The following is a 22,862-nucleotide window of genomic DNA, read 5'->3' on the forward strand; positions in this document are numbered from 1 at the left end:
AGAAACTTCAAAAATTAAAGAATTCTGGAAGTGTTACAGAGTGGTTGTTAGAGCGATTGACACCCATAGCAAGATCGGGGGTTTGAAAAAGCTCAACACGGCTAAAACACTTTCCTAAACCGGATATCTCTTCTCTAGACATTAACCTCGGCATACACAACCGAGGTTTTTTCTTGGGATACCCTTTAACTTTTGGGCAACGATAGATCAGAAAGCCCCGTACCCCGACGTTATCAGGGATGGGATTTCTAAAAACTGAATCTCGATAAGGAGATGTATCGGGTTAAGCGCGATCGCTATTAGCAATCGGCGCTGAAATAATACCCTGTGCCTCCAGTACCGCCGCCACCCGGAGAATCAGCGTCTCGTTGTAAGGTGCGGCGATGATTTGCACGCCTAAAGGCATGGCATCGGGGCGATGAATGGGGACAGAGAGAACCGGCAAACCAATAAAAGATAGGGGTTGCGTGAAGAGTCCTAGGTGGGGACGGACTAGCACCTCCTCGCCAGCAATCGCCATTTTTTCTTGTCCAATCGGAGGGGCAATGCAGGGAGTGGTTGGGGCGAGAATGATATCAACCTCGCTGAAGATTTCCCGAACGCGATCGCGGTACCATTGCCGAAATCTTTGCGCCTGAATGTACCAGCTTGCTGGAATGAGGGCACCCGCTAGAAAGCGATCGCGGGTTGCCGGATCGAAATCTTGAGGACGCGATCGCAAGGAAGCTAAATGCAGATTCGACCCTTCACTCGCCGTAATCACATACGCCGCCGCCCTTGCCCGATGGGGTTCCGGGATGGTGACAGTTTCTTGCACGCCTAACGCCCGCGCGACATTAGCAACCGCTTCCAACGCTTCTGGTTCTGCACCTTGGGCAAAATAAACATCCGCCACCGCAATTCGCAACCCCTCAATGCTGCGTTTGAGGTGCGGTAAGCACGGTTCTGGGGGGCGAGTTGTACAAACCGGATCTCTGGCATCAGCCCCTTGCAAGACATCAAAAACGGCAGCTAGGTCGCGTACAGAACGGGCAAACGGCCCAATATGATCGAAGCTACTCGAAAACAATCCCGCGCCTGCTCTGGACAAACGCCCATAAGTCGGCTTGAAGCCGAAAACTCCGCAAAATGCCGCAGGAACGCGGATCGAGCCGTTCGTATCCGAACCCAGCGTCAGCGGCACTAACCCAGATGCCACAGCAGCCGCAGAACCTCCAGAAGAACCTCCGGTAACGCGAGTCAGATCGTGGGGGTTTGCTGATGTACCGTAATGGCTGTTTTCAGTGACAAAGCCGTAAGCGTACTCATCCATATTCAGCGCCCCGACTAGGACGGCACCTGCTTGTTTGAGTTTGGCGACGGCGGTGGCGTCTTGGATCGCTGGAGGATTTTCGGCGTTAATTTTTGCGCCTGCGAGGGTGGTTAAACCCGCGATATCGAAGAGATTTTTAACGGCGAAAGGTACCCCTGCTAAAACACCCGGATCGTCGCCTTGAGCGATCGCGCGATCGATGGTTTCGGCGTCTGCAATTGCCGTCTCAGCCGTAACAGCTGTAAAACAGTTCAGCGTCTGATTCTGGTCGGCAATTCTCGCCAAGGTAGCAGCAACGACGGCTTTTGCTGAAACTTCAGAATTCCGCACGGCATAGGCAATTTGAGTAGCGTCAGGATAGGCTTGGCTCATGGTTGAAACACGGGTGCGGCTTCGATTTCATCGGGCAGAGGAAACTCGTTGACGAGTTGCGCGATCGCAGCAATTTTACTCAGATTCTCCACCACACCTGGATGGTGTTCTGGAGCCAGTGGCAAATCAATTAATTTTGCCATCAAATTGACATATTCTTCAGCGATGTCGTCAGTGGTCATTGCGGAAAAGAGAATGGCTAATGGTGCGGATTACTTGGGCAGATCCCCGATTAGTTCGATGAAAGCATACTAACTTTCGCGGAGGGTTTGCATAAGTTTATTCAGATGCGAACTCTATGCGCCAAGTATTTTTTTGTTTTCATGTCGTTTTTATCAACTGAGTTTAATTTAAATTTTATGAATAAATTTCTAGAGCGATCGCATTGAATGAACGAGATTCGCGTGAATTTAGACACTAAAACCTAAAGATACCGGGAAAAAGTGGCGAGTTGCGATTTTGAGTGCGATCGCTGCTAATCATTGCGAAACCTAACAACTCAATAAATAATCCATAAGGTGAATGCCAAAAAATTGTCATCTACCTTAGGGTTAAAAAAGCCTTGATGAAGGTGCGCTTTGGATTTCGATCTTGAAAGGTTCATGCTGAAAGTAACACGCTCCCAACTCTTGAGCTATGGCGTGGTTGTATTGAGTGTGGTGGTAGCTCTGCTACTGACACTCCTGTTACAGCCACTGATGGGACCGCTCATTTTCCCCTTCTTTTATGCAGCAGTGTCGATTAGTGCCTGGTATGGTGGCATGGTTCCGGGGCTGCTAGCTGCAATTTTATCGGCTTTAGTTACCAATTTCCTCTTCTTAGGGCCGCTCTATTCTTTAAACGTCGCCAGCACGAGCCTTGTAGTGCGACTGGGTGTATTTATTCTTGTGACGTTCCTGATCAGCTCGCTGAACTCAGAACTACACACTGCAAAACAGCGGCTAGAGACGAGTCTGCTGAAGCTACAAGCAAGTGAGAAGCGCTATCGTCGCCTCATCGATACTGCCAACGAAGGCATCTGGACAATCGATACCCAAGGACGGACAGACTACGTCAACCAGCGAATGGCGCAAATGCTGGGATACAGGGTGGAAGAAATCCTGGAACGATCCATTTTCGACTTTGTGGATGAAGCGTCGCGCCAGGAAGCACTGCAAAAAATACTACAACCCAACCCAGACGTCACCGCTCAATATGACTTGCAGTTCCGCCGCAAAGACGGCTCGGATCTCTGGGCAATTGTATGTACCAGTCCAATTTTCAGCGACATGGGGGAATTCCTCGGCACGCTTGCCATGATTACCGATGTCAGCGATCGCAAGCAAGCAGAGTTGGTGCTACAGGAGTCCACCCGTCGCGTTACGAACGTCCTAGAGAGCATCACTGATGCGTTTGTCGCTTTGGATCGCCAGTGGCGGATCACCTATGTAAACCATGAAACAGCGAGGCTCAACGGGCAAAAGCTGGAGGAAATCGTTGGAAAAACTCACTGGGAGCAATGGCCTTGGTCAGTAGGGACGAAAGTTGAGCGAGAATATCGACGGGCAATTACCGAGCAGGTGGCTGTCCATTTCGAGGTGTTCTACGAGCCGTTAAGCATCTGGTTAGAGATCCATGCTTATCCTTCCGAAGACGGGCTGAGCATTTATTACCGGGACATCACCGAGCGCAAGCAAGCGCAGGAGACGCTGGAAAAAAAAGAAAATGAACTCCGCCTGATTACAAATGCCTTGCCAGTCCTGATTGCCTATATCAATTCAGAACAGCGCTATTGCTTTCACAACAAAGCCTATGAAGAATGGTTCGGGGATTCTGGCACGCAAGTGAATGGAAAGCAAGTTCGGGAGGTTCTGGGCGAAGCCGCTTATGAAGCGACTCGTCCGTATATTGAGACAGTCTTGTCAGGAAAACAAGTTACTTACGAAACCAAACTCCCCTATAAAGATGGTGATACCCGCTACATCAGTGCCACTTACATTCCCCAGTTTGACAGTCTTGGGCAAGTTGAAGGATTTGTCGGCTTAGTTAGCGATATCAGCGATCGCAAAGCGGCTGAGGAAGCGCTGCGTCGCTCGGAAGAACGCTTCCGTAGACTGTTCGACTCTAACCTGAGCGGCATTGCCTTCTGGAATTTGGATGGTTTCATCACTGAAGCCAATGACGCTTACCTCCGCTTGGTTGGCTACACCCGCGAAGAATTTACCGAATTGGGAAAAATCAGTTGGAAAAACCTAACGCCCCCAGAGTACCAACACGTAGATGAGCGAGCGATCGCAGAGGTTCTAGCAACGGGAGTTTCCAATATTTACGAGAAAGAGTACGTCCAACGGGACGGCAAGCGAGTGCCGATCGTTCTGGGGATTGCCTTGCTCAACGACTCCCAACAAGAGGGTGTAGCTTTCGTACTGGATATTAGCGATCGCAAACAAGTAGAGGCAGAACGCGCTGTGCTTTTATCCTTGGAGCAAATTGCCCGTGCGGAAGCAGAAGCCGCTAGAGAGCAAGTCTCCAATATTCTCGAAAGCATCACCGACGGCTTTCTCGCCTTCGACCGCGAGTGGCGTTTCACCTACGTCAACCGCGAGGGAGCCAGAACTTTGGGTCGTTCCCCGGAAGAACTTCTGGGCAAGAACTTCTGGGAAGAGTTGCCAGAAGTTGTCAACACCCGCTTCGATCAGATGTACCGGCGGGTAATTGCTGAGCAAGTGCCTCTGGAACTGGAAGACTATTACCCACCATTCGACGCTTGGTTTGTCGTCCGCGCTTACCCTACGGAAACCGGAGGACTATCGCTATACTTCCGCAATATTAGCGATCGCAAGCACGCTGAAGCCGCCTTAAGCGAAAGTGAAGAACGCTTTCGCTTAATGGCAGATACGGCTCCCGTCTTGATTTGGATGTCTGGTTTAGACAAGCTCTGTTACTACTTCAATAAACCCTGGCTGAACTTTACCGGACGGACAACGGAACAAGAGATGGGCAACGGTTGGATGGAAGGAGTTCATCCTGACGATCTCCAATTTTGTTTAGACACTTATGTAAATGCGTTTGATGCTCGTCAAGATTTAAAAATGGAATATCGCCTCAGACGCTTTGATGGGGAGTACCGATGGCTTCTAGATATTGGGATTCCCCGATTTACGCCAGAGGGCATTTTTCTGGGTTATATCGGCTCGTGTATCGATATTAGCGATCGCAAAGAAGCTGAAGCATCGATTCGACAACTCAATGAAAAGTTAGAAAAACGGGTCCAAGAACGGACTGCTCAACTAGAAGCTGCTAATAAAGAACTTGAATCTTTCTCCTACTCGGTTTCCCATGACTTGCGGGCACCACTTCGCCATATTAGCGGTTTCGTGGACTTGCTCCTAAAACGGCTAGGATCAACAACCCTCGATGAAACCAGTCTGCGTTATCTCAAAACGATTGCCCAGACCACTAAACAAGCCGGAGTTCTCGTCGATGAACTGCTCGCCTTTTCCCGCATGGGGCGCACTGAGATGCGCTATGCATCGATTAATATGGATCGGCTGGTTCGAGAAGTCCAACGCGATCTAGAGCCGGAAATCAATAACCGGGCGGTAACTTGGCAACTTGAAAACTTACCTGAAGTCCAAGGCGACCCTTCCATGTTACGGCTGGTACTCCAGAATCTGATGGCGAATGCTATTAAGTACACGCAGACACGCACCCATGCCGAAATAGAAATTGGCAGCACTGACAATGAGTCTGAGGTTGTCTTTTTTATTCGTGATAATGGCGTAGGATTCGATATGCAGTACGTACACAAACTTTTTGGCGTATTTCAGCGCCTGCACAGCCAACAAGAGTTCGAGGGGACTGGCATTGGATTGGCGAACGTCCAGCGAATTATCCATCGTCATGGCGGTCGAACCTGGGCAGAGGGTGCGGTAGAGGGTGGAGCAACTTTCTACTTCTCATTGCCAAAATTGGCAGGAAAAACATGAAAATTAAAAATGCAAAATTAAAAATTAAGAAGAATAAATTTTTTAATTTTTAATTGATACAGGGGGATGAATGAAAGAATTGAAACGAATTTTGCTAGTTGAAGATAGTCCCAACGATGTTGAGTTAACACTCGCAGCGCTAGAGGAAAACCATCTAGCGAATGAAGTGGTGGTCGTGCGCGACGGGGAAGAAGCGCTAGATTATCTCTATCGACGGGGGATTTTTAAGCTGCGGATTGAAGGGAATCCGGTCGTGGTACTGCTAGATCTAAAATTACCCAAAGTGGATGGGCTGGAAGTGCTAGCACAGTTGAAGTCTGACCCTACGATGAAAGTAATCCCAATCGTCATGCTGACTTCTTCACGGGAAGAGCAAGATCTGATTAGGAGTTACGATTTAGGGGTGAATGCTTATGTTGTGAAGCCAGTTGATTTTCATGAATTTGTGAACGCCATCAAGGAAATCGGGCTTTTTTGGGCAATCGTCAATCAGCCACCACCTGGTTCTTTACCCATTGCCTGTACTGTCTAAGCAGGTAGAAGAAATTAAGCATTCATGATGGAGTTTATTCATGAAAACAAGGGATTATAAACGAAAAATTTTTAAGTTATGAGTTTTAAATTTGGAATCAAAAAAAAATCTAATCACTCAAAATCAAAACTTTCGTTTTCAGCTTTAAGCAGTAATGTTGATTTCCACGGTTGCGCTGAATAATCAAAAAAAGGTTTGAGTCCAGTGAAAGTACTGCGTATCCTCCTACTCGAAGACAGTCTGCTAGATACAGAACTCATCTATGCGAATTTAAGCAATGGTGGGATTGACTGCGAGTTGGTGCAAGTAGAGACGCGCACTGACTTTGTTACAGCACTAGAAACAGACTCTTTTGACTTGATTCTCTCAGATTACTCGCTGCCGTCGTTTGATGGCATCTCAGCGCTGAAAATCGCTCGCTCCCTTTGTTGCGACGTGCCATTTATTTTTGTCTCGGCGACGATTGGGGAGGAATTGGCGATTGACACTCTGAAAAACGGTGCCACAGACTACGTGGTGAAGCAACGGCTAGAGCGACTGGTGCCATCAGTCATGCGAGCTTTGCGAGAAAGCCAGGAACGCAGCGATCGCAAAGCTGCCGAACAAGACCTACACAAAAGCCACGAGCGGCTCAAGCTTCTCTCTGAAACGGCAAGCAAGTTACTGTTGAACGATCGACCGCAAGAACTGATCGAAAACCTATTTCAAGAACTTTCTTCTCATCTGGGGCTTGAAGTTTATTTCAACTACTTGGTCGATCGGGAAAAACAACTTCTGCGTTTAAACTGTTGTGGTGGAGTTTCCGAGCAAGTTTCCCAAGAAAGAGAGTGGTTGGATTTGGGTGAAACTGTGTGTGGACGTGTCGCTTTAGAGCGTCACCACTTCGTCGCAGAGAACGTTCAGCAATCCACAGACCCGAAAATAGAAATGGCGCGATCGCTGGGAATGACAGCTTATACTTGTCACCCGTTACTCGCCCACGGTCAGCTCATGGGAACCCTTTCTTTTGGCACCCGCAACCGCATCCGTTTCGAGACGGATGAAATTGAATTGATGAAGGTTGTTTGCGATCAGGTAGCGATCGCATTAGAACGCGCCCAAATGTTAACCCGTCAACGGCAATATACCAGCCGTTTGCAACGCCTCGCAGAGGCATCCGTTTCCATCAACTCAACCCTATCTCTCGACGAAATGCTATCGCTGATTACCGCACAGTCCCGCGAAATCATCGGGACACATCAGTCAGTCACTAGCATCACGGTAGGCGAGAACTGGGAACAGGCGATTAACTCAGTTTCTCTGTCAGATAAGTACGCGCAGTGGCGAGATTACAGTGAAACAACCGATGGTTCTGGCATCTATGCACTGGTCTGTAGCATGAAGCGCCCGATGCGGATGACGCAAGCCGAACTAGAAGCACATCCAGCTTGGCGAGGTTTTGGGAAGGCGGCTGACCAGCACCCACCCATGCGGGGTTGGCTGGCTGTACCGCTGATTGGTCGGAATGGAAAAAATATCGGTTTAATTCAGCTTTCCGACAAATACGACGGGGAATTCACCGAAGAGGATGAAGCCATCCTGGTACAAATGGCTCAGATGGCATCGGCGGCGATTGACAATGCACAGCTTTACCAAGAATCTCAGCAAGCGAATCGCATGAAAGATGAGTTCTTGGCGATACTTTCTCACGAGTTGCGATCGCCGCTCAACCCAATCCTCGGTTGGACGCAACTACTCCGCACCCGAAAGTTTGACCAAGCTACCACTGCTCGTGCGATTGAAACCATCGAGCGCAATGCTAAATTGCAGACACAGCTCATTGATGATTTGCTGGATGTCTCGCGGATCATCCGCGGAAAAGTCGGTCTAAATATCTCCCCAATCAACCTAGTCTCTACCCTTGAGGCAGCTATCGACACGGTGCGTCTGGCGGCTGACGCGAAATCGATTCAGCTTCAGTCTTTCCTCGATCCATCTGTAGGGCTGGTTTCGGGCGATTCCAGCCGCATACAACAAGTTGTTTGGAATTTGCTCTCAAACGCGATTAAGTTTACGCCGGAAGGCGGTCGTGTTGAGATAAGACTGTCAATGGTCAGCGGTCAAAAGTCATTCGCCAACGAACGCGAACTCATGACAAATGAAGGACTCAGGACTTATCGCAACTATGCCCAAATTCAAGTCCTCGACACCGGGAAGGGCATCCGTGCTGACTTTTTGCCCCATGTCTTTGATTACTTCCGACAAGCAGATGGCTCAACGACTCGGAAGCACGGTGGACTGGGACTCGGTTTGGCAATCGTGCATCATTTAGTAGAACTGCACGGTGGGACTGTCTACGCAGAAAGTCCGGGCGAAGGACAGGGAGCAACTTTCACAGTAATATTGCCACTTATCAAGAGTGAGGCGAAAAAACTAACAATGGAAGAAGATGTTTTATTGGGTTCTGAATCCTCCGTCGGCAGCGCTTTACTCGATGGCGTGCGAGTACTGGTTGTGGACGATGATACTGACACGCGGGAATTTCTGACCTTCATGCTAGAACAATATGGCGCTGAAGCGATCGCAGCGGCATCGGCACAAGAAGCATTTGAGCGAATCCCTCAAGTCAGACCGGATGTTCTGGTGAGTGACATTGGGATGCCCGACGAGGATGGCTATTCTTTGCTTGGGAAAGTGCGGAAACTGGATGCCAGCCAAGGAGGAGAGACTCCGGCGATCGCGCTGACTGCCTATGCGAGGGAAGAAGACCGCACGCAGGCTCTCTCGGCAGGCTTTCAGATGCATTTGGCGAAGCCAGTTGAGCCAGATGAATTGGCGAATGTGGTTGCAAAGCTGGCGGCAAGCACTTCAAATCGATAACTGCTAATTCTAATAGATGAATATCAATAGAAATTGTGGTTTGTACAATTGGGTAGTTTTTCGCAGCGATCGCTAGTCTTAACCTTAGAGTTTTTCGTAGCGATCGCGAGTCTTAACCCTTCCAAGGTTAATCAAACTTTTTTTAAATTTAATAAAACTTAATCTTATATTAACGAGGATTTTACCACTTTTAGGTTTGCAACTCAAACCCCCCAGGAAAGTTTTTTGTTTATAGCTTGCTATCTCTTTGGAAGGTTGATCTCTCATTAATAAGAAATTAATTTACTGATATCAAAGCATTTTTATCTATCGGAAATAAACAGTTTGTACTCCTAGCAGAACCAGAGACGATCTCAGTTCAGCCTAGGATACGTTTCTGCAAACTTTGCCTTTTTCAAAGGAATCATCTGCATTGATGACAAGCTGAAATGTCTGTAGCACGAGCTATTTTTTTCGGGCTTCTTATCAGAGTATTAAGCAATTTTAAGCAAAGTGAGTAAGCTAGCCATCAAATAAGCCGGTTGAGAAAATTTAATTGTCTTTATTTGTTTCCCAATCAACTATTAAACCTTTGCTTGATAAAGCGACAATGTTATATCGCCAATCGGTAAACAAACTGCGAAAATTCCTACCAAACCTCCGCTCTTTGCGTCGCTTTGGGATATCTATTCTTCTTTTCTTGGGCATCGTATTGTTTAGCTGGTTCGTGATGGCTCAGCAGCCAGTCACGCTCAACCTGTTGCTGCCTGCCCCAGATGCCCCACCCTTGCAGCGGATGATCAAAGACTTCGAGGCAGAGAATCCAGGCATTCGCATCAACATCGTTGAAGGTCCTAACGCTACAAACTTGGTTGAAGACCTCTATACCTCTGCTTTCATCTTGGGAGAATCTCCTTATGACCTGGTGGTCATGGATATCATCTGGACGCCAAAATTTGCGGCGGCGGGTTGGCTGCTAGACCTCAGCAACCGGATTTCCCAAGACGAATTGGCAGCATTTTCACCCAATGATGTCGAAGGGGGACGTTACGAAGGCAAGCTGTACCGACTGCCAATTCGTTCTGATGCGGGGATGCTCTACTACCGGAAAGACTTGCTAGCAGAAGCCGGATTGCAGCCACCAGAAACTTTTCAAGATTTGATGGCAGCTTCCAAAACCTTGCAGAAGACAGGAAAGGTAACATGGGGCTACCTCTGGCAAGGTCGCCAATACGAAGGAGCGGTGGCAATGTTTATGGAGGTTCTCGAAGGCGCTGGTGGCTTCTGGGTGAATCCCGACACGTTAGAAGTTGGGTTAGATCGACCGGAATCCTTAAGAGCCATCGAGTTTTTGCGTAGCACCGTTCAGGAGGGTATTGCCCCGCCTGGGGTGACAACCTACCACGAAGAAGATACCCGACGCTTCTTCCAGAACGGTCAGGCAGCGTTTTTAAGAAGTTGGCCTTATGTCTGGCCTTTAGCGAATGAAGAGACTTCGCCCATCAAGGGAAAAATCGGGATTAAACCGATGGTTCACGCCGCCGGTCAAAGTGGGGCGGCTTGCCTAGGCGGGTGGGGTTTTGGAATTTCTAAATCCTCTCGACATCCAGAGGAAGCCTGGAAAGCGATTCAATACTTTACCAGTGAAGAAACACAGCGGCAATTCATATTGAAAGAGGGCTATCTGCCCAGCCGACGGGCATTATTTACAGACCCACAGATTGTCGCTAAATACCCCCACTACCCGCAGATTTTAGAGGTGGTGCAAAAAGCCGTCTTACGTCCGCCGATTGCACAATATGCCCAAGCCTCTGATATTTTGCAACGCTACCTCAGTGCCGCACTCACCAACCGAACGAGTCCGGAAAAAGCAATGCAATCTGCCGCCAATGAAACGCGCCGACTCCTCAACGCGGGTCAAGCGAAACCGTCGGCATAACCAGGCAACCCTGTAAAAGGCAAAAGTCAATCAAAACAATTGCATCATTTGCGGTTTCTTTTGCCTTTTCACCTTGGACTTTTTACTTGTTTAAGAGTTAGTCTTTTGAATTTTTACCTTTGACTTCATGATGAACCTGAATACAATCCGAGGTCGGGAACAACGCACGGGCTGGATCTTACTACTGCCTGCCTTGCTTGTCCTGTTATTGGTCTATGGCTACCCGATTGTCCGGGCATTCTGGTTGAGTTTGTTTACGAAGAACCTAGGAACCGAGTTGCAACCTGTCTTCGTGGGTCTGGATAATTACGGGCGGATGGCGGGGGATGGTCGTTTCTGGCAGAGTTTCTGGACAACAACAGTCTTCACTACCTCAGCCGTCATTATCGAGCTATTACTAGGGCTGGGAATCGCTCTGGTTCTGACTCAGAAATTTCGGGGAAGAAGCTTGGTGCGAACGACAGCTATCTTACCGTGGGCATTACCGACTGCTCTGATCGGTCTTGCCTGGGGTTGGATTTTTAACGACCAGTTTGGCGTTGTCAACGACATCCTCAGACGAGTCGGTCTCATAGAAGGTGGGATTAACTGGCTGGGAGATCCAACGCTGGCATTGATGGCGGTGATTTTTGCCGATGTTTGGAAAACCACGCCGTTTATCAGCATTCTGCTCTTGGCTGGGTTGCAGTCGATTTCGCCTGACCTCTACGAAGCCCATTCGATTGATGGAGCAACTCCTTGGCAAAACTTCACTAGAATTACGCTACCGTTGCTGATGCCGCAAATCTTAATTGCACTGCTATTTCGATTTGCCCAATCTTTCGGGATTTTCGACTTGATTGCGGTGATGACAGGTGGCGGGCCTGGAGGTTCGACGGAAGTGGTCTCGCTGTACATCTACTCCACCGTGATGCGCTACTTAGACTTTGGTTATGGTGCGGCGCTGGTGGTAGTGACCTTTACGTTGCTGATTGTAGCGGTAGCGATCGCTAGTTTCTTGCTCAGTCGCTCTCGTGCCAAAACTTCAGGAGCCGCTTAAGTTATGACTGTCATTCCCCAAGAACGCCCAACCGCTCCAAGCCCAACCAAGGGCAAAAAGTTTTCCTGGAAAAAAATCTTCATGCCCCTGGCAGTTGCCCTGGTAGTAATCTTCTGCCTAGCGCCAGTTTTATGGCAATTGCTGACTTCATTCAAGGTCAATCAGGATATTGCCGCTGTTCCCACGGTCTATTTTCCCACTCGATACACCCTCGCTCACTACGTTGAGTTATTCGTTCGTCGTCCGTTTTGGCGCTACATCTTAAATAGTGCCTTCGTCTCGATTACTTCCACCGCTCTGGCTTTAGCGATTGGGGCACCCGCTGCTTACGCTCTGGCACGATTGCATCTTCGGGGCGGCAAAGTTATCCTCGCTGGTGTCCTCATCATTACTTTATTCCCTGGAATTTTGTTGTTCTTGGGACTGTTAGAAATTGTCCAGGCATTTCGCTTGGGTAACAACTATTTGGCGCTGATAATTCCTTATACCGCCATCAATTTACCGTTGACGATTTTAGTGCTGCGAAGCTTTTTCGAGCAATTGCCAAAAGATTTGGAAGATGCTGCTAAAGTCGATGGCTATAATACGTTCCAAATGCTGACGCAAATCTTACTGCCGATGACGGTTCCAGCTTTGGTAACAACTGGGATTCTCACCTTTATTTTTGCCTGGAACGAGTTTATCTTCGCCCTCACCTTTATTACTCGTGAAGATATGAAGACGATTCCGGTTGGGGCGGCTCAATTAGGCGGTGCGTCGCTATTTGAAATTCCATACGGGCCAATTGCTGCGGCGACGGTCTTGGGAACTTTGCCCCTAGTTTTACTGGTGTTGTTCTTCCAGCGCAAGATTGTCCAAGGTTTAACAGCGGGTGCTGTTAAAGGATAAAGGGATGAATTTTGAGTTTTGAGTGATGAATGAATGAATCACTCAACCTTAAAAATCATCCCTTTTCTCAGACTGAGCCAGAAACCGAGGTAAAAAAAACTTTCAACCTTCAACTTTCTGCAACTTTCAACCTTCAACCTGTTTAAAATCATGGCTAGACTCGAACTCCGAAACTTAAATAAAACCTATAATCCCAAAGTCATCCCGGTCAAAGACGTTAGTTTGAGCGTAGAAGATGGTGAGTTTCTCACGTTACTTGGGCCTTCTGGATGCGGTAAATCTACCATTCTGCGGTTGATTGCAGGTTTGGAAGAACCCACTCGCGGTCGGGTCTCGATCGGGGATAAAGATGTTACAAACTTGCGACCGGGCGATCGCGACATTGCAATGGTATTTCAAAGCTATGCCCTTTATCCTCACATGACCGTATACGAGAATATCGGTTCTGGTCTTAAACTGCAAAAAACACCCTCTGACGAGATTAAACAACGGGTTGCTGAAGCTTCAAGAGTATTGGGATTAGACGAATTAATGAGCCGCAAACCGGGTCAAATGTCTGGCGGACAACGCCAGCGGGTCGCCCTAGCACGGGCTTTGGTACGCCGCCCTCATGTCTTTTTATTAGATGAACCCCTCAGTAACTTGGATGCGCTGTTGCGGGAAAACGTCAGGGCTGAAATTAAGCAATTATTTGAATCTCAACACGTTCCAGTTGTTTACGTCACCCACGACCAGACAGAAGCGATGACGCTTTCTAGCAAAGTCGCTGTTCTCAACAAGGGCGATGTGCAGCAACTTGACCCCCCCGAACGTATTTATAATAATCCGGCAAATCTATTTGTGGCTGGGTTTGTGGGCAGTCCCCAAATGAATTTGTTAACGCTGCCTTGCCAGGGAAATTCCGCCATGCTAGGGAATTTTAGAATCCCGCTGCCGGAAGTTCCAACCGTGCCGCCGCAGATTGTGTTGGGGATTCGTCCGGAAAATGTTCGCATTGCACAACCTGAAGATAGAAACACCGTTCGGGGTCGGGTGTTTTTGGTAGAAAACTTGGGGATGAACAACTTAGTAAGCGTACGGGTTGAGGGTTCTGCTGGCGAACCCACGACAATTCGTACCTTGTTACCGACGGATCGGCGCTGGAGTGGCGAAGATATAACACTGGCATTGCCACTTCAGAATATCCACTGGTTTGATGTGCAGACGGGAGATGCTGTTTTTAGACGACAACCGCTTGCGGTTGGGCGTTAGGAACCCGTAAAGGTTCATTTTGCAATCAGAAAAAATTTTTGTTTGACTCGGTCAAAGAGCCAGGGGATTGTTTCCCTGACTCTTTGCTATGCCCCTACATCTGCGAAGACTCTACAGAGCTTGCCTGTGCTACGCACCAAAACGCGATCGCGTTTCGGTAATGCTCAGAATGGTAACAGGATTAAAACACTTTCTTAAAACACAAAACTGGTGCGGACGGTGCCGACATAAATTAGATCGTTGTTAGCATTGTGTTCGGGATTTGTAATTACAAAGAATCCTGGGGTAATCGCAATATTATCAGTGAGTTGATAGCGGTAAAAGGCTTCTAAATGTAAGGAGGTATCGGGATCTTCGCGCCCAACAACATCATTTTCAATCGCTTTAGGCGGTTGACCAATCACGAATCCGAGCAGATTACCGAGTCCACCGACATCGGGTAAAGCAAAGCTTAAAGCCCACGTAAAGATTTTGGCATCGCTACCTTTATTCGGTTCGGATTCGGCACGAGCATTAATTAACCCCGTCCAGCCAGAAATGTTGAAGTTAGGGGAGACTTGGTAGGAGGCTTGCAATCCATAAGCATTGGTAGAAAGATTCGCACCATTAAAAGGGTCTTCGGCGTTACGACTGCCTTTGCCAGTGACGATGTTATAAGAATGAATATAAGTCAAACCCACACTCAGACTGTCTGTAGGATATAAAGTGACTTGAGCGATCGCGCCGTAACGACCCCCAAATAGACCCGTTTCCGCTTGATTGGTGTTCGATGCGAGATATCCCAAAGACAGCCGCACCGCTCGACTAATGCGATATTCTAAACCAAACCCCGTGCCTCCATTCAGCCCAAATAGCTGCGATTCTCCGGCAAAGTTAGAAACGGCAGCAAGAAGAGAATTGTTGACATAGGGATTGAGGGTAGGCGTAAAATCACCAAAGCCAATCCCGATCAGTCCAAAGTAAACAATCGCTTGTTCTGTCACCGGATACCGATAGAACAGTGCGCCAAGTTGAATGTCATTCTCGTTGTTTCCGGTGAATGAGAGTTTGGCAAAGTTGGTTCCCGTGACTTCTGCAAAGTTAGGCGTATTTTGAGCCGCTAATCGGGTTCTCAACAAGTCTTGACCAGAGAAACTGGTATCTAAATTCAATTCAACTCGGTTGCTGAGGACAACATTCGCATCGACATCCTGGTTGTTGATTTCGCCGCCACCAACTCCACTGACGGCAAACAGGATTTCTCCCCGGAGTCGAGTTGTCGTGGAAAAGCGTTGTTCTTCTAACTGAGTAACGGATGCCTCTAAGTTACCTACACGAGTTAACAAGGTTGCGAGTTCTGGTGCAAATTCGGTTTGTAATCGTTGCAGCGTCGCTAAATCTTCTTGGCTGGCAAGTTCGCCAGTTGAGGTTTGAATGAGTTGATTGATTCGATTGAGACAGGCATTTAACCCGGCGGCAAATTCATAGCGACTGAGTGCGCGGTTGCCTCTAAAGGTGCTATCGGGATAACCTGCAATGCAACCATAGCGCTCGACTAGGGATTCCAGCGCCTGGAATGCCCAGTCTGTCGGCTGCACATCGGAAAGTTGAGTGACGGAAGTGACTTGCTCCATCGAGTCAGCTTCTAGCTCATCTAGGCTGGTTGGCTCCAAGTCGTCAGGGGTTTGCGCTATTGTTGTCGCTTTTTCGCTTAACTCTGTTTCAATAACTGATTCAATAACTGGTGCTTCCGGTAAATTTGTATCGGTAGCGGCACGAGTCGGCTCAGATAGAACGGCAACTGAGCTGACATCTATGCTGACATCTATTGGTGCAAGCTCGGTGCTGTTTGCTCCTGGTGACTCCAGGGTTTCTGGGGTAGATGAGGCAATTGTTTCTAAGGAAGTGGTATTAGGTTCGGTATTGGCAATTTCTGTGGCGATCGCTTCTATAGCAACGGCACGATTGCACAATAGCAAAGCGACACCCCAGATGCCTATACCAAGTCCTAAAGCCCGGAATAGCTTAAACATAGTTCCTCCGCACACCTGTATACACGCTGGTGAAAGCGCTGAGTCGGCAAAGACAACCTGTGAAAAACTCCCTAGTTTTTCAAAATCTTTTGTAGTTAGGTTAAAACTCGGTTGTTCTCAGCTTTGCTCAACCGCGCTTTAAAAATTAATCTGTAGCTTGATTTTATCTATTATTTTCCGATTTTTAGCTGATTTGATGCAGTTATTGACATTCTGTAAACTTAGAAGCGGCGAATGAGAACTGCACAAATCTGAAGGGAATTATTAGGAGCGATCGCTCAAATCTTAAATGAAGGTTTAAAATTATATGTTCAAGGCGGAGCTACTTTTAAAATTCTTTGCTATAAAAAAGATAAGAAAGATAAAGCATCCTTCTTAGGTAGCATTGTTACTTATCATTTTCATGAATAATTGTTGAAGATGATATACGCGATCGCTTTGCCGTAAATGGCTCTCCCTTTAGAAAAGCTTTCCAAGTTCGTGAATCGCATCTACCAGACACTCGCACCCCTAGGAGGTCACAACAATGAAGCGTCTTAAGCAATTGTCTCTGGCATTAATTGCAGGCACTCTTACCTTTGGCGTCGGCGCTTCTGGAGTAAACAATCCATCAGCGCAGGCGATTCAATTTTCAAACGGCAGAAGTTCTTTTGGTGTTCCTTTTCAATTAAGTAATACCAGAACGAGTCAAGCCAGCGTCCGGTTCAGAGGCGCAAGCTATTACTTCACTTTTAACTTACCAAAAACGGCGTCTCAATCTTTAAATCGAGTAACAATTCGTCAAAATGGTGGCAATTTAGTTGAATTCGATTCTGCCAGAACTAAAGCGTTTCTCAATGAGAAACCCAAAGAGAATTGTAAGTTGGGCGAAGTAAAAGTTGACAAAAAAACTCAGGAAGTTGACCTAGTATTCGATCCCCCAATTCAACCCGGTCAAACTGTAACGGTTGCCATTGGACCCTTTGAAAATCCTAGTGTTTCTGGGATTTATAACTTTGGCGTGTCAGCGTTTCCTACAGGCGATAAACCCGAAAAGCAATTTTTAGGTTATGGTCCTTTGCGCTTTTTTGATGCTCGGTAAAGTTTGTATTATCAATAAAGCCAAGCCGCAACCGCTGGGGAGTTTTCTCTAGCGGTTTTTTCGTGAATATTCTTGACAATATAGTGATTCTCGGTTAAGCATGATTTCTCTGTATGGGCGTTGTATTGTAGTGCGGGGATCGTCTGCCGCGATCGCGCCGCTCGAGCTTACTCATAAAGCCTAACTAGCGATGAAAATCCTCTAAAAACCTCAGGAGAAAAAAGTTAAGCACAAACGTTTGTATACGATGAATTCATGGAAGTATAGCGATAGGATTAGATTTCTATTAAGTTAATTTAAAAATCTGGAAATTGTATAAGTTTGTAGCAAATAATACTAAATGAAAGGGTAGCAACCACAAACAGATTTGGCTGTGCAGGATACTCCGAGAGCCAAAATCCCCTTGCTATGATGAGAGCTTATTTCCAATTCCCTGCGTAGATTGCCCTAGACGACATCTTGAGTGCATCTTGTGAGCTATTTATGGAAAACCCAAAAAAAGTATCTTCGCATAAGCATATTGTTTTAACATCCCATCCCGGTAAATCGGGTAAAAAATCCGTTTCCGTTCATTGGGGAGAAAGCGATCCGATTAAACGAGGACCCATTATTGGGACATTAGCGAACCCAAATCAACGGAATGCAATTGGCACGCATTCGGGATCTTATGCCGTTTATCGGGCACTTGCGATCGCATCTGGCGCACTCCAGGCAAATCACCGCGCCGATTTAACCAATACCTCTCCGGTTGTCCACATTGGGCCATATCCCAGTTGGGCAGATGCGAACAAAATTGTCTCACTCGATCCATTTGGAGCAATTGTGGGTGAAGTTTTCCCTTCATTTTATGAAGAGGGGTACGATATTCGTCCCACCATTGCTGTCACCAAAGCTCATATTAATATGCCGGAATTGCAAGATTCTGTGGCAAAAGGGCGCTTGCAAGTTGACGGTCAAATTATCAAAAATAACGGTAATTTAGTCGTCACAAAGGTCGCAATCGATCCAGTCTGGTATTTACCAGGGATTGCCAAGCGACTCAACATTGAAGAAAGCGATTTACGTCGCATTCTCTTCCAGCAAACAGGCGGGATGTTCCCAGAATTGGTAACGCGCCCAGATTTACACGTATTCTTACCACCGATTGGCGGCACGACGATTTATCTGATTGGCGATGTCGCCGCAATTACAGATCCCAACCGACTGCTTGCCGTGCGGGTACATGATGAATGCAACGGTTCAGATGTGTTTGGTTCCGATATTTGCACTTGTCGCCCTTATCTGGTGCATGGCATTGAAGTCTGCGTCCAGACAGCACAAGCAGGCGGCGCAGGGGTGATTGTCTATTTCCGCAAAGAAGGTCGTGCCTTGGGCGAAGTAACTAAATTTTTAGTTTACAATGCCCGGAAGCGTCAGGAAGGAGGCGATCGCGCAGATGCCTATTTTGCCCGGACTGAATGCGTGGCGGGACTTCAAGATATGCGGTTTCAAGAACTGATGCCGGATGTATTGCATTGGCTGGGAATTACGCGAATTGATCGCTTGGTTTCGATGAGTGATATGAAATACAACGCGATTACCAATTCTGGCATTGAAGTAATCGAACGCATCCCGATTCCCGATGATTGGATTCCAGAAGATGCGTGGGTGGAAATTGCTGCCAAGCAAGCCGCTGGTTACTACACGCCGGGAGAGGTGCCCACTGCGGCAACTCTGGCAGAAATTAAGGGACGGGGTTTAGGAGATTAGATTTTTTAACGCAAAGGTACGCAAAGATTAACGCAAAGGTACGCAAAGTTAATCTTTGCGTTTTTATTGTTTATGAACAATTCTGAATCGGAAGCGATCGCATATTTGAGGAGTCCGGCGGCAATTCGGGAAAGATGCGATCGCCTCTTTCGTTTAGGCTGTGAAGACAAACTGCGTTACTTTCGAGTTGATTTAACGCAGTTAGACAAATGCGCTGATTACGTTATCGGGGTGATGCGCGATGATTATCCCGATCTCGATATTCCTTTTCACAGTCGCTGGCGACATTTTGAAGTCGGAAATGTGCCTCGTCTTTTGGAACTTGAACAAGCTTTAACGAGACTGACTGGATTAGAAAAAGCGAAAGTTAAGTTTGATTTAGCGATTCTTAGCGTTTTACTGGATGCAGGCGCGGGCACTCATTGGCAGTATTGCGAACCAGAAACGGGACAAGTGTTTCGGCGTTCGGAAGGCTTAGCCGTGGCTAGCTTCCGAATGTTTTTTCAAGGTGCTTTCTCTAGCCACTCGAAATCACCATTACAGGTAGATGCTGCTGGACTCCTAAAGTTAACCGAACACGCTTTAGCGCAGGGTTTCCAAGTAAGTGAAAAAAATCCCCTGGTAGGGGTGGAAGGGCGCGTTCAGCTGCTACAGCGTTTGGGACAAGTCCTCGCTCAAAATCCTAAGTTTTTTGGCACCGAAAGCCCGCGTCTTGGCAATCTAGTCCATTATTTGTGGGATAGCAGCAATCATGGACAACTGGCTGCGAGTAAGGTGTTGAGTGCGGTTTTGGAGGGGTTAGGGGAAATTTGGTCGGGGAGACTTGCGATCGCTGGGGTAAACTTAGGCGATGTGTGGATTCATTCAGCTTTATCGGGAGATAAGAAAAGCGACAATTATGTGCCGTTTCACAAACTCTCCCAGTGGTTAACGTATTCTCTTTTAGAACCCCTTCAGGAACTCGATTTAAAAATCACTGGACTAGAGGAACTTACAGGTTTGCCCGAATATCGTAATGGCGGTTTATGTCTAGATACTGGATTGTTACAAGTCAAAGATTCAGCAGTTTTGCAGGAACGTCATCCAGTAGGTTCTGAGGTAATTGTAGAATGGAGGGCTTTAACGGTTAGTTTGTTAGATAAAATTGCGGCAACGATTCGACAAAAGCTGAATATGACTGCTGATGAATTACCCCTAGTAAAAGTTTTACAAGGAGGAACTTGGAGTGCGGGGAGAAAAATTGCCGCACAATTACGAGAAGGCGGCGTTCCTCCAATTAAAATTGCGAGTGATGGAACCGTGTTTTAATAGAAATTACCTGGTGAATATAGCAATTCTCTATTGGATGCAGTATGGTTTAACCCCACCCCTGCCCCTCCCCGTAAACAGGGAGGGGTTAAATATTCCCTCCTGCTTGTAAACGGAGAGGGGTTAAATATTCCTCCCTCTCCGTTCACGGAGAGGGGTTGGGGGTGAGGTTCTTTTATATATTGCACTCAAGTGAAAAGGAATTTTTGCTTATTTTTTAAGCCTGCGTAGGTAGGCTTTGTCTTTGTGCATCTTTCGAGAGGAATTTATTAATGAATGCTGAAGTCACTGTAATCGAACATCCCTTGATCCAACATAAATTAACCCTGATGCGGAAAACGGAAACTAGCACAGGAAAATTTCGCAATCTCCTCAAAGAAATCGGGATGTTGTTAGCTTACGAGGTGACGCGAGATTTACCGCTAAAATATGAAGAAATTAAGACGCCTATTGCCCCGATGTTGGCACCGATGCTGGCTGCTGAAAAGAAGATGGTGATTGTCTCAATTATGCGGGCAGGACAGGGGATTTTAGATGGAATTTTGGAACTGATTCCTTCCGCAAGAGTCGGGCATATTGGTTTATATCGCGACCCGACTACTCATGTGGCGATCGAGTATTATTTCAAGGTTCCGAATGATATCGAACAGCGAGATATTTTAGTTGTCGATCCCATGTTGGCAACCGGAAATTCAGCCGTCGCGGCAATTGACAGAATTAAGGAAGTTAGCCCGATGTCAATCAAGTTTTTGTGCTTGCTGGCAGCACCAGAGGGGATTGCACACTTACGCCGCGAACACCCGGACGTGCCTATTTATACGGCTGCAATTGACGAAAAATTAGATGAACACGGTTATATTGTCCCAGGACTTGGGGATGCAGGCGATCGCTTGTACGGGACAAAGTAGCGATTTGCACTTAGGATTTGATGATTGAAATCAATTCGGAAATCTGGTTAACGACAAAAGTTGGGTTAAGTGCTAAACATTTTGCGCGATCGCCATAGCCATAAGTAGCCCAACAAGCATCTAATCCAGCATTTTTAGCAAACATTAAGTCTACATGACTGTCGCCAAATACTAAAACTTCGTTACTTTGGATGTCTGGATAAATCGGCTGGATGACTGAGTGGAATAATCTTGCATCCGGTTTGGTTGGCGTTTGTCCGTCATCGCCAATAACCAGATCGAAGTCAGTATTAATTTTTAGCTTTTCTACAGCAAGCTTTAAAAACTTAGTGTGTTTGACGCTAACAATTGCTAAGTTCAAACCCTCGGAAGATGCAGCTTGAATCACTTGCTTCACTCCCGAAAATAAATTGATTTTTAATAAACCTTCTGTTTGATAAAAGTGTCTGTAAGTTTGAATCCATGTAGGAATTTCTTCGGGCGCGATCGCTGGATGGAAAATCGGGAAAGCCTCGGCAAGCGTAACGCCAATGACTGAGCGAATCTGTTCCTCATCTGGCGGGTCGATGTTAAATGTCTGGAAGGTTTTAATAACGCAGGATATGATAGCCGGATGCGTAATGGCTAAAGTGCCATCAAAGTCAAAAATAATTAACTGATATCGACTCATTGTTCGCGACTTTCGGGAATGTAAGGAACACCGAGGGCTGCGGGAGGGGTTGATTTTCCAGCTAATCCCACTAGCGCCAACAGGGCAATGACATAAGGCAACATTACTAAAAATTGATAGGGAATATTCAGATTAAAAGCTTGAATTCGCAGTTGCAAAGCTTCTGTAGCACCGAATAATAAGCAAGCTAAAGCCGTACTGACGGGATGCCATCTGCCAAAAATCAAAGCTGCAAGGGCAATAAAACCTCTTCCTGCACTCATATCCTCTACAAAGAATCTGACGTGAACTAATGTTAAATAAGCTCCTCCTAAACCGGCGAGACAGCCGCTGAGAGTGACTGCAACATAGCGCACCTTGGTGACAGAAACGCCAGCAGTATCCGCAGCACGGGGATATTCTCCAACGGCGCGTAAAGATAAGCCTAAACTTGTACGAAATAGTAGGTATGTACTCAGGGGAACTAACAGGAATAATAAGTAAATTAAGGGGTCTTGATGAAAGAGGAGATTCCCAATTATCGGAATATTCTTTAATCCGGGAATGCCGATAATTTGAATGCCTGGTAGTTGCTGCGCCTGACCGCTATTAAATAAGACACGCGACCAGAAAGAAGTTAATCCTGCTGCTGTAAGATTGATGGCAAGTCCAGATACTAATTGATCGACGCGCAAGGTAACGCACAGATAGGCATGAAGCAGTCCGACCAATCCCCCGACGACGATTGCTAAAAGCATTCCCAGCCAAACGTTGCCGGTAAAAAATGCTCCTGCTGCACTCGCAAATGCCCCGGAGAGTAACATTCCTTCTAGTCCAATATTTAGCACTCCCGATCGTTCGGAAAAAAGTCCACCAAGGGCAGCAAAGGCTAATGGTACTGAGAGGCGCAGGCTAGCAATTAGATAGTCGGTGAAAAAGTTGAGAGTGTCCATGCTGAATGAGGAACCTCTCCCCCAACCCCTCCCCTGCAAGGGAAGGGGAGAAAGATCCCTTGC

16 protein-coding genes are annotated in these 22,862 nt (G+C 47.1%); 11 read left to right on the forward strand and 5 right to left on the reverse strand.

Annotated features, from left to right (window positions below; genetic code table 11):
• Window positions 1–283 precede the first annotated feature (283 nt).
• Both NC996_RS06670 and NC996_RS06675 read right to left on the reverse strand, forming a co-directional pair.
• On the reverse strand, window positions 284–1,684 hold the full coding sequence (locus NC996_RS06670) for an AtzE family amidohydrolase (RefSeq protein ID WP_190689471.1): 1,401 nt from the start codon (window positions 1,682–1,684) through the stop codon (window positions 284–286).
• On the reverse strand, window positions 1,681–1,866 hold the full coding sequence (locus NC996_RS06675; protein WP_190411431.1) for a DUF4089 domain-containing protein: 186 nt from the start codon (window positions 1,864–1,866) through the stop codon (window positions 1,681–1,683). Before NC996_RS06675 ends, NC996_RS06670 begins: the two co-directional genes overlap by 4 nt.
• 420 nt (window positions 1,867–2,286) lie before the next feature.
• On the opposite strand from NC996_RS06675, the gene NC996_RS06680 reads away from it, so the two are divergent.
• The 7 genes from NC996_RS06680 to NC996_RS06710 all read left to right on the forward strand — a co-directional run bounded on the left by NC996_RS06680 (window position 2,287) and on the right by NC996_RS06710 (window position 14,139).
• Window positions 2,287–5,652 carry a PAS domain S-box protein gene (locus NC996_RS06680; RefSeq protein WP_190689473.1) on the forward strand — a complete coding sequence of 1,122 codons (3,366 nt, stop codon included), beginning with the start codon at window positions 2,287–2,289 and terminating at the stop codon, window positions 5,650–5,652.
• A 70-nt stretch (window positions 5,653–5,722) separates the two neighbouring features.
• Window positions 5,723–6,184, forward strand: coding sequence for a response regulator (locus NC996_RS06685; RefSeq protein ID WP_190411433.1), 462 nt, complete (start codon window positions 5,723–5,725; stop codon window positions 6,182–6,184).
• Window positions 6,185–6,388: 204 nt separating this feature from the next.
• The gene (locus NC996_RS06690) at window positions 6,389–9,043 is read left to right on the forward strand and encodes a response regulator (RefSeq protein ID WP_190689475.1); all 2,655 of its coding nucleotides are present in this window, start codon (window positions 6,389–6,391) and stop codon (window positions 9,041–9,043) included.
• A gap of 589 nt (window positions 9,044–9,632) precedes the next feature.
• Window positions 9,633–10,961 carry an ABC transporter substrate-binding protein gene (locus tag NC996_RS06695; RefSeq protein ID WP_190689477.1) on the forward strand — a complete coding sequence of 443 codons (1,329 nt, stop codon included), beginning with the start codon at window positions 9,633–9,635 and terminating at the stop codon, window positions 10,959–10,961.
• A gap of 127 nt (window positions 10,962–11,088) precedes the next feature.
• On the forward strand, window positions 11,089–12,000 hold the full coding sequence (locus NC996_RS06700; protein ID WP_190436357.1) for an ABC transporter permease subunit: 912 nt from the start codon (window positions 11,089–11,091) through the stop codon (window positions 11,998–12,000).
• Window positions 12,001–12,081: 81 nt separating this feature from the next.
• Window positions 12,082–12,888 carry a carbohydrate ABC transporter permease gene (locus NC996_RS06705; protein ID WP_347277800.1) on the forward strand — a complete coding sequence of 269 codons (807 nt, stop codon included), beginning with the start codon at window positions 12,082–12,084 and terminating at the stop codon, window positions 12,886–12,888.
• A 150-nt stretch (window positions 12,889–13,038) separates the two neighbouring features.
• Complete coding sequence (locus tag NC996_RS06710) at window positions 13,039–14,139, forward strand: ABC transporter ATP-binding protein (protein ID WP_190689480.1); 1,101 nt, start codon at window positions 13,039–13,041, stop codon at window positions 14,137–14,139.
• 194 nt (window positions 14,140–14,333) lie between these two features.
• Here the strand turns inward: NC996_RS06710 and NC996_RS06715 are convergent, their stop codons facing one another.
• The gene (locus NC996_RS06715; RefSeq protein ID WP_190689482.1) at window positions 14,334–16,151 is read right to left on the reverse strand and encodes an iron uptake porin; all 1,818 of its coding nucleotides are present in this window, start codon (window positions 16,149–16,151) and stop codon (window positions 14,334–14,336) included.
• A gap of 526 nt (window positions 16,152–16,677) precedes the next feature.
• On the opposite strand from NC996_RS06715, the gene NC996_RS06720 reads away from it, so the two are divergent.
• From NC996_RS06720 to upp, 4 genes are all read left to right on the forward strand, one after another.
• Complete coding sequence (locus NC996_RS06720; RefSeq protein ID WP_190411440.1) at window positions 16,678–17,232, forward strand: DUF2808 domain-containing protein; 555 nt, start codon at window positions 16,678–16,680, stop codon at window positions 17,230–17,232.
• 483 nt (window positions 17,233–17,715) lie between these two features.
• Window positions 17,716–18,981, forward strand: coding sequence for a GTP cyclohydrolase II (locus tag NC996_RS06725; RefSeq protein ID WP_190689484.1), 1,266 nt, complete (start codon window positions 17,716–17,718; stop codon window positions 18,979–18,981).
• Window positions 18,982–19,053: 72 nt separating this feature from the next.
• Complete coding sequence (locus NC996_RS06730; protein WP_190689487.1) at window positions 19,054–20,289, forward strand: URC4/urg3 family protein; 1,236 nt, start codon at window positions 19,054–19,056, stop codon at window positions 20,287–20,289.
• A gap of 272 nt (window positions 20,290–20,561) precedes the next feature.
• On the forward strand, window positions 20,562–21,197 hold the full coding sequence (gene upp / locus NC996_RS06735) for a uracil phosphoribosyltransferase (protein ID WP_190426659.1): 636 nt from the start codon (window positions 20,562–20,564) through the stop codon (window positions 21,195–21,197).
• Between the two features lie 10 nt (window positions 21,198–21,207).
• Here the strand turns inward: upp and NC996_RS06740 are convergent, their stop codons facing one another.
• Both NC996_RS06740 and NC996_RS06745 read right to left on the reverse strand, forming a co-directional pair.
• Window positions 21,208–21,867 carry an HAD family hydrolase gene (locus NC996_RS06740; protein ID WP_190689490.1) on the reverse strand — a complete coding sequence of 220 codons (660 nt, stop codon included), beginning with the start codon at window positions 21,865–21,867 and terminating at the stop codon, window positions 21,208–21,210.
• On the reverse strand, window positions 21,864–22,799 hold the full coding sequence (locus NC996_RS06745; protein ID WP_190411445.1) for an ABC transporter permease: 936 nt from the start codon (window positions 22,797–22,799) through the stop codon (window positions 21,864–21,866). The genes NC996_RS06740 and NC996_RS06745 overlap by 4 nt, the downstream gene beginning before the upstream one ends.
• Window positions 22,800–22,862 lie beyond the last annotated feature (63 nt).

Origin of the sequence: Trichocoleus sp. ST-U2 (assembly GCF_039961875.1) — a bacterium.
GTDB lineage: Bacteria > Cyanobacteriota > Cyanobacteriia > Cyanobacteriales > FACHB-T130 > FACHB-T130.

Coding starts and splice junctions, on each gene's coding strand:
- NC996_RS06670 (WP_190689471.1), bottom strand. CDS start 1,684: ATGAGCCAAGCCTATCCTGACGCTACTCAAATTGCCTATGCCGTGCGG.
- NC996_RS06675 (WP_190411431.1), bottom strand. CDS start 1,866: ATGACCACTGACGACATCGCTGAAGAATATGTCAATTTGATGGCAAAA.
- NC996_RS06680 (WP_190689473.1), top strand. CDS start 2,287: ATGCTGAAAGTAACACGCTCCCAACTCTTGAGCTATGGCGTGGTTGTA.
- NC996_RS06685 (WP_190411433.1), top strand. CDS start 5,723: ATGAAAGAATTGAAACGAATTTTGCTAGTTGAAGATAGTCCCAACGAT.
- NC996_RS06695 (WP_190689477.1), top strand. CDS start 9,633: ATGTTATATCGCCAATCGGTAAACAAACTGCGAAAATTCCTACCAAAC.
- NC996_RS06700 (WP_190436357.1), top strand. CDS start 11,089: ATGATGAACCTGAATACAATCCGAGGTCGGGAACAACGCACGGGCTGG.
- NC996_RS06705 (WP_347277800.1), top strand. CDS start 12,082: ATGCCCCTGGCAGTTGCCCTGGTAGTAATCTTCTGCCTAGCGCCAGTT.
- NC996_RS06710 (WP_190689480.1), top strand. CDS start 13,039: ATGGCTAGACTCGAACTCCGAAACTTAAATAAAACCTATAATCCCAAA.
- NC996_RS06715 (WP_190689482.1), bottom strand. CDS start 16,151: ATGTTTAAGCTATTCCGGGCTTTAGGACTTGGTATAGGCATCTGGGGT.
- NC996_RS06720 (WP_190411440.1), top strand. CDS start 16,678: ATGAAGCGTCTTAAGCAATTGTCTCTGGCATTAATTGCAGGCACTCTT.
- NC996_RS06725 (WP_190689484.1), top strand. CDS start 17,716: ATGGAAAACCCAAAAAAAGTATCTTCGCATAAGCATATTGTTTTAACA.
- NC996_RS06730 (WP_190689487.1), top strand. CDS start 19,054: ATGAACAATTCTGAATCGGAAGCGATCGCATATTTGAGGAGTCCGGCG.
- upp (WP_190426659.1), top strand. CDS start 20,562: ATGAATGCTGAAGTCACTGTAATCGAACATCCCTTGATCCAACATAAA.
- NC996_RS06740 (WP_190689490.1), bottom strand. CDS start 21,867: ATGAGTCGATATCAGTTAATTATTTTTGACTTTGATGGCACTTTAGCC.
- NC996_RS06745 (WP_190411445.1), bottom strand. CDS start 22,799: ATGGACACTCTCAACTTTTTCACCGACTATCTAATTGCTAGCCTGCGC.